Raw genomic sequence first — 7,209 nt, 5'->3', positions numbered from 1 at the left:
GGCGTTCCGGCGCAGGCGGCCTCCGCGGCGGGGCCGACGGCGTCCGGGTCGAGCAGGTCGAGGGCGGCGGCGGTGTCCAGGTAGGGGCCGCGGAGGGCGGCCCGTCCGAGTTCCTCGGCGACGACGGTGGCGGCGGCGAGGCCGAGGTCGAGTCCGCCCGACTCGGCGGGCACCTCGAAGAGCGGGGCGCCGAGTTCGGTGAGGGCGGGCCAGGAGGGGCAGTCGGTGCCGTCCTCGGCGGGTGCGTCACGGACTCCGGGCCGGGGCCTCCCGGTGACCGCCCGGTCGAGCAGTTTCCGTACGGCTTGCCGGAGTTGCTGTTGCAGGAGGTCGTCGCCCGGGTCGAGGGCGCCGGCTCCGGCGACGACCTGGAGCATCACCTCGGAGGTGCCGGCCGAGAGGGTGAGTCCGGGTGCTTCCCGGTAGCCGGCCTCCAGGCCGGGGTCGGTGCCGGGCGTCGAGAGGCCGTGGGCGGCGGCCCAGCCGGCGATCTCCTGGGCGAGTTCGCTGGTGTGGTACTTGGCGGCGGCCGAGAGCGGTTCGTCCACCTCGGCGGTGTGGCCTCCGCCGTCCGCGGGGGCGGGGACCCCGGCGGTGAGGCGGGCGGCGAAGAGGGCGGCGGCGTCGACGGCGGCGCCGTACCGGGCGATCTCCTCGGGCCGGTCGAGGCCCTGCGCCAGGACGGCCCGGTACCAGCGTTCGGCCTTCAACGCGTAGTCCAGGCCGGTGCGTTCGACGGCGAGCGCCTGGGTGAGCAGCGGCCAGCCCTGGTGTTCGGTGCCGACCAGCGCGTCGGCGCCGACGCGGACGCCGCGCAGCTCGACCCGGTGGAACTGTTCGTCGGCGAGGCCGGGGATCACGCTGCGGTGCACCCCCTCCGCCGCGAGGTCGACCAGGAAGAGGCTGATGCCGTGGTAGCGGCCGTCGGTGGGGCCGGTGCGGGCGGCGCACAGGCCGAGGTGGGTGCGGTCGCTCTTCAGGCTGAACACCTTGGTGCCGTCCAGCCGCCAGCCGTCCGCGGGCTCCGACGTGGTGTCCCGGACGGCGGTGGTGCGCAGGGCGGCCAGGTCGGAGCCGGTCTCGGGTTCGGTGTAGAGCACGCTGGCGAAGCGCTCTCCGGCGGCGATGGCGGGCAGGTGGGCGGCCTTCTGTTCGGGGGTGCCCGCCATCAGCAGGAACAGGCCGACGATCTGGACGGTGTTGACGTGCAGGGTGTCGGGGATGCCGGCCCGGACGAGTTCCTCGTAGAGGGCGGCGGCCTCGGCGCGGCCGAGGCCGCGGCCGCCGTACTCGACGGGCCAGTCGGGGGCGAGCAGCCCTTGGCGGCCGAGCTCGCGGTAGAGCGGCCGCTCGTCGGCGTCCGGTCCGGGCGCGGCGCGCCAGGCGTCGAGGGCGGCCCGCACGGCGGGGCCGGCGAGCCGCTCGCGGACGTCGCGGCGGAAGGCGTCGAGCCCGTCGGCGGTGGGCGGGTGGCCCGTCGAGTGGTCCATCTGGTGCTCCTCCGGGGGCTCGGACGACTGGCGGAAGGGGGGTCAGGAGGCGGAGCCGCCGGCGAGCAGCCGGGCGGCCTCGTCCTCGGACATCCGCTCGATCAGGCCGATCAGGGCGTCGTCGTCGAGTGCGGTGGCGCGGGCCCGGTCGACGAGGGCGGCGAGGTGTTCGACGGTGGGGCCGCGGAAGAACTCGGCGAGCGGCACCTCGACGCCGAAGCGTTCGCGGATCCGGGCGAGCAGCCGGGTGCTGCGCAGACTGGTGCCACCGAGGTCGAAGAAGCTGTCGTGCACGGAGATCCCGTCGGCGCCGAGGACTTCGGCGAACACCTCCTCGGCGAGGATGCGTTCGGTCTCGGTACGGGGTGCGGTGGCCGGTCCGCCGCGCGGCCGGGCGGCGGGGTCGGGTTCGGGCAGGGCGCGCCGGTCGACCTTGCCGCTGGTGGTGAGCGGCAGGGCGGGCAGGGCGACGTAGTGGGCGGGAAGCATCCAGCCGGGGAGGCGTTCGGCGAGGGCGGCGCGCAGGGCGGCGGGTTCGGCGGGTTCGGCGCCGTCTGCGGGGGCGGTGTAGGCGACCAGGTGGCGTTCGCCGAGCGGGTCCGTCCAGACGGCCGCGGCGGCCTGCCCGATGCCGTGGACGGCGGCCAGCGCGGCTTCGACCTCGCCGAGTTCGATCCGCAGGCCGCGGAGTTTGACCTGCTGGTCGATCCGGCCGAGGAAGGTGATGGCGCCGCCGGGTTCGCGGCGGACGAGGTCGCCGGTGCGGTAGAGGCGGCCGCCGGGAGCGGTGCCGAACGGGTCGGCGACGATCTTCTGTGCGGTGAGGTCGGGGGCGTTGAGGTAGCCGGGGGTCAATCCGGCGCCGCCGATGACGAGTTCGCCGGGCACGCCGTACGGGACGGGCCGGAGGTGGCGGTCGAGGACGTGGGCGACGTGGTTGTCCATCGGCAGGCCGATCGGCGGGCTCGCCGTCCAGTGGCCGGCGCACTCCTGGACGATCATGGTGACGGTGCACTCGGTGGGGCCGTAGCCGTTGAAGAAGCGGCGGCCGGGGTTCCAGCGGTTGACGAGCTCGCCGGAGAAGGCCTCGCCGCCGACGAAGACGATCCGCAGGGCGGGCAGCCGCTCGGGCTCCAGCAGCGCCATCACGCTGGGCGGCAGGTCGACCACGGTGACGGCTTGACGTTCCATCAGATCCTGCAGCCGCGCGGGGTCGAGGCGTTCCTCGTCGGTGGCGAGGCAGAGCCGGGCGCCGGTGAGGAGGGCGGCGAACGTCTCGAAGACGGAGACGTCGAAGGCGGCGGAGGCGAAGCCGAGCACCCGGTCGTCCGGGGTGAGCTCGAAGAGCCGGCGGACGGAGTCGGCGAAGGCGACGGCGCTGCGGTGGGTGATGGGCACGCCCTTGGGGGTGCCGGTGGTGCCGGAGGTGTAGATGACGTACGCGGTGTTGTCGGGGCCGGCCTCGCCGCCGGATCCCGTCAGGGCGACCAGGGCGCCGCCCTCGGGGTGCCAGCGGCCGTCGCGGTGGACGATCCGGCGGGCCGGGGAGCCGGTCGGCAGACCGTGTTCCGTCGCGTCGGTGGCGAGGACGGCGACGGGGGTGGCGTCGGCGAGGACGGCGGCGATCCGGGCGGGCGGGTTGGCGGCGTCCAGCGGCACGTAGGCGGCGCCGGTGCGCAGCACGGCGAGGACGGCGGTGAGGAGCTCCTCGCTGCGGGGCAGCAGCAGCGCGACGCGCTCGCCCGGCCGGGCCCCGGCGGCCCGCAGGGCGTCGGCCAACTCATCGGCGGCGGAGTCGAGTTCGGCGTAGCTGGTGTCGCGGCCGGAGACGGTGAGGGCGACGGCCTCCGGAGTGCGGGCGGCCTGCTCGGCGAAGGCGGTGGCGAGGGTGCCGGCGGGGACGGACGGGCGGGCGCCGTCGTAGGTGCCGCCGGTGAGTTCGGCGTGCTCCTCGGCGGAGAGCAGCGGCAGCCGGCCGGCCTCGGCGCCGGGATCGGCGAGCAGGGCGTCGAGCAGGGTGCCGTAGTGGGCGGTCATCCGGTCGACGGTCGCCGGGTCGAACAGGGCGGTGGCGTACTCGACGTAGAGGTCGAGGCCGTCGGCGCGTTCGGTGGCGTTCCAGCTCATGTCGAAGCGCGAGGTGCCGGGGTCGACGGCGTACTGGTCGACCGTCAGGCCGGTCAGCTGCAGTGGGCGGTCGGCGTTCTGGTAGGTGAAGGCGAGCTGGACGAGCGGCGAGCGGGAGGGGTCGCGGGGCGGCCGGGCGGCGTCCACGATCTGCTCGAAGGGCAGCTCGCCGTGGGCGAAGGAGTCGCGGACGGCGGCGCTCACCCGGGCGAGGGCCTCGCGGCCGGTGGGCTCGCCGTCGAGGTCGACGCGGATCGGCAGGGTGTTGACGAAGAAGCCGACCAGGTCCTCGATCTCGACCCGGTCGCGGTTGGCGGTGGGCGAGCCGACCACCAGGTCGTGCTGGCCGCTGTAGCGCTGGAGCAGCAGCAGGAAGGCGGTGAGCAGCACGGTGTACGGGGTGGTGCCCTCGCTGCGGGCGAGTTCGCTTACCCGGGGGGCGAGTTCGGCGGGCAGCAGCCGGCTGCGGTGGGCGCCCTCGTAGCGGACCTCGGGCGGGCGCGGGCGGTCGGTGGGCAGGTCGACGGTGGGCAGTCCGGCGAGCCGTTCGCGCCAGAAGCCGGTGAGCCGGGCGAGTTCGGGGCCGGTGAGGCGGGCGCGCTGCCAGAGGGTGTGGTCGGCGTACTGGACGGGCGGGGGTGCGACGGCCTCGCCCGCGTAGCCGGCGGCGAGTTCGCGGGCGACGACGCCGAGCGACCAGCCGTCGCAGACGACGTGGTGCACGGCGAGGACGAGCAGGTGGCGTTCGGGCTCCGACCGGAGGAGGGCGGCGCGCCAGAGCGGTCCGGTCTCCAGGTCGAAGGGGCGGCGGGCGAACTCCTCGGCGAACCGCTCGGCCCAGGCCTCGCGTTCGTCCGGGGAGGCGCCCTCGGCGGGCAGCGGCGCCAGGTCGACGAACTGGTGCCCGGCGATCTCCTGGACGGGCCCGTCGGGCGTCTCGCGGACGCGGGTGCGCAACGCCTCGTGGCGGTCGACCACGCCGGCCAGGGCGCGGGCGAGGGCGTCGGTGTCGAGCGGCCCGTCGAGGCGGTAGGCGGTGGTGACGTTGTAGGTGGCGAGGCCGGGGGCGAGCCGGTCGAGGAACCAGAGCGGGGCCTGGGCGAAGGAGAGCGGCACTGGGCGCTCGCGGTCCTCGCGGGGGCGCAGCTCGGCCTCGGGCCGGGCCCCGGCGCCGCGCAGTTGGGCGAGGAAGGCGGCGCGCCGCTCGCCCGGGAGCTTGGCGAGGCGGTTGATCAGCTCACTCATCGCAGGACGCCTTCCGGCTGGCGGGCCGCGGGGGCGGCGGGGTGGGTGTCGGGTCGGTCGGGGCGGGTGCCGGCCGCTGCGGGCCCGGTGGCGGGTGCGGCCGCCCGCGGCGGCAGGGCGGCGAGGTGGCGCAGCGCGGTGCGCAGGACGGCGATGCCGCGCAGGTAGTCGTCGACGGCGATGTGCTCGTCGTCGGAGTGGTCGAGGGCGCTGTCGCCGGGGCCGTAGGTGGCCATCGGGACGTCCCAGACCTCGGCGAGGGTGTTCATGTCGGAGGTGCCGGTCTTCCGGGTGGGCCGGGGGGTGCCGCCGGCCGCGCGGACGCCGGCGGTGAGGGCGCGGACGACTGGGTCGGTGCGCGGGGAGAGCACGGCGCCGACGGCGTTGAGGACGTCGAGGGTGCCGCCGTCGGCGCGTTCGCGCAGGGCGGCGGTGAAGGCCGGGATGTCGAAGCCGACGGGGGTGCGGACGCCGATCTCGAGTGCCGCGGCGGCGGCGTCGCCGTGCATCGCGACCAGGGTGGCGCCGGGGGTGCCGAAGGAGGCGTGGCCGGCGTCGGGGCCGAGCAGGTCCAGCAGGTGCTGCCAGAAGGCGGCGGCGACCTCGGTGGCCTTGGGTTCGGGGTTGCTGGGGTGGGTGGCGGCGCGGGTGACCCGGTAGCGCAGGTCGAGCTTGCCCTTGTAGCCGAGGACGACGCCCTGCCAGCCGCCGGGTTCGCCGACGATCAGCGCGTCGGGGGCGGGGCGGGTGCGGCCGAGGTGGACGGCGCCGCGCGAGCGCGGGGTCTCCTCCTCGACCACCCCGGCGACGACCAGCCGGCCGGGGAAGTCGGCCTCCGCGGCGACGGCGCTGATCATCGCGGCGAGCGGCCCCTTGGCGTCGACGGCGCCGCGTCCGGTGATCACCCCGCCGGTGCGGCGGACCGGCAGCTCACCGGGGACGGTGTCGAGGTGGCCGACCAGCATCACGGTCGGGCCGGGCCGCGGCTCGGTCTCGCCGATGACGTTCCCGGCTGCGTCGATGCTCGCGGTGAGCCCGGCCTCGCGCATCCGGGCGGCGAGGTGGACGGCGAGCGGGTGCTCCTCGCCGGAGGGCGAGGGGACGGCGAGCGCGGACTCCAGCAGTTCGACGGCGGCGTCGGCCTCGGCGGGGGTCATGCGCCACCTGCCGGGGTCGCGTGGGCGGTGAGTGCGATCTCGGTGCCGGCGCCGTCCAGGGCGCGGGCGAGCGCGCCGGGGGTGCGGCCGTCGGCGACGGTGACCCGTCCGGCGCCGGCGAGCAGGGCCTCGCGGGCGGCGACCAGTTTGAGCGCCATCCCGCCGCGGGCGAACTCCCCCGGGGCGCCCTCGACGGACACCTCGCAGCGGTCCAGCAGGGAGTCCGGGTCGGCCGGGTCGGCGAGCACCCCGGGGGCGCCGGTGAGCAGCAGCAGCCGGTCGGCACCGAGCGCCCCGGCGACGGCGGCGGCGGCACGGTCGGCGTCGACGTTCACCGGACGGCCGTCCTCGGCGGCGGCCGGCGGGGAGACCACGGGGACGAACCCGGCGTCGAGCAGGGTGGTGAGCACACCGGTGCGCACCTCGGTGATCCGGCCGCTGTGGTCGTCGCGGACGAGCACGGTGCGGCCGTCGACCACGGCCCGGTGGGCGCGCTTGCGGCGGGCCCGCAGCAGTCCGCCGTCCAGGCCGGTGAGGCCGACCGCGGGGACGCCGTGGTCCTGCAGTCCGGCGACCAGCCGGGGTTTGACGGCGCCGGCCAGGGCGAGCGTGACGACCTCCAGGGTGGCGGTGTCGGTGTGCCGGGCGGAGACGCCGTCGGGGGCGGTGAGGCGGCGGTGCGGGACGCCGAGGCGGTCGCCGAGCCGGTCGATCTCGGCGGAGCCGCCGTGCACGAGCACGACCCGCCGTCCGGCCCGGACGAGGGCGGCGACGTCCGCGCAGATGCCCGCGGCGTCGACCTCGCGGTTGCCGCCGCACTTGACGACGGTGAGGGGTGCCATCGGCGTCCTTTCGCTCGCTGGATGATCGGGCGTCAGATCGGGTGCAGGCCGGGGAAGGAGAGCCCGAGGCCCTCCGGGCGGCCGGTGCGGATGTTGAGGCACTGCACGGCGTTGCCGGCGCCGCCCTTGACCAGGTTGTCCAGGGCCGCGATCAGCACCAGCCGCCCGCTCTTCTCGTCGTACACGTGGCCGACGTCGCAGAAGTTGGAGCCGAGCAGGATCTTGGGCTCCGGGTAGCGGTAGGTGCCGCGGCGCTGGGCGACGATCCGGACGAAGGGCTCGTCGCGGTAGGCCTCCCGGTAGGCGCGGCGGATCGCCAGGTCGTCGACGCCCTCGGCGGCCTCGACC

4 protein-coding genes and 1 pseudogene are annotated in these 7,209 nt (G+C 76.3%); all 5 read right to left on the bottom strand.

Annotated elements, in window-relative coordinates; all coding sequences use genetic code 11:
• Positions 1–1,490 (bottom strand): acyl-CoA dehydrogenase family protein (locus ABZ641_RS20980; protein ID WP_359983801.1); only part of this gene is annotated, 1,490 nt, incomplete at its 3' end.
• A gap of 42 nt (positions 1,491–1,532) precedes the next feature.
• Positions 1,533–4,862, bottom strand: coding sequence for an amino acid adenylation domain-containing protein (locus ABZ641_RS20975; RefSeq protein ID WP_359983798.1), 3,330 nt, complete (start codon positions 4,860–4,862; stop codon positions 1,533–1,535).
• Positions 4,859–6,019 carry a M20/M25/M40 family metallo-hydrolase gene (locus ABZ641_RS20970; RefSeq protein ID WP_359983795.1) on the bottom strand — a complete coding sequence of 387 codons (1,161 nt, stop codon included), beginning with the start codon at positions 6,017–6,019 and terminating at the stop codon, positions 4,859–4,861. Before ABZ641_RS20970 ends, ABZ641_RS20975 begins: the two co-directional genes overlap by 4 nt.
• Complete coding sequence (locus ABZ641_RS20965; RefSeq protein ID WP_359983792.1) at positions 6,016–6,861, bottom strand: [LysW]-aminoadipate kinase; 846 nt, start codon at positions 6,859–6,861, stop codon at positions 6,016–6,018. The genes ABZ641_RS20970 and ABZ641_RS20965 overlap by 4 nt, the downstream gene beginning before the upstream one ends.
• Before the next feature lie 32 nt (positions 6,862–6,893).
• Positions 6,894–7,209 (bottom strand): annotated as a pseudogene (locus tag ABZ641_RS20960) (N-acetyl-gamma-glutamyl-phosphate reductase); the annotation flags it as partial.

Source organism: Kitasatospora sp. NPDC007106, assembly GCF_040634455.1.
In the GTDB taxonomy this organism is placed as follows: domain Bacteria; phylum Actinomycetota; class Actinomycetes; order Streptomycetales; family Streptomycetaceae; genus Kitasatospora; species Kitasatospora arboriphila.
This window is presented reverse-complemented; position numbering and strand designations above follow the sequence as displayed.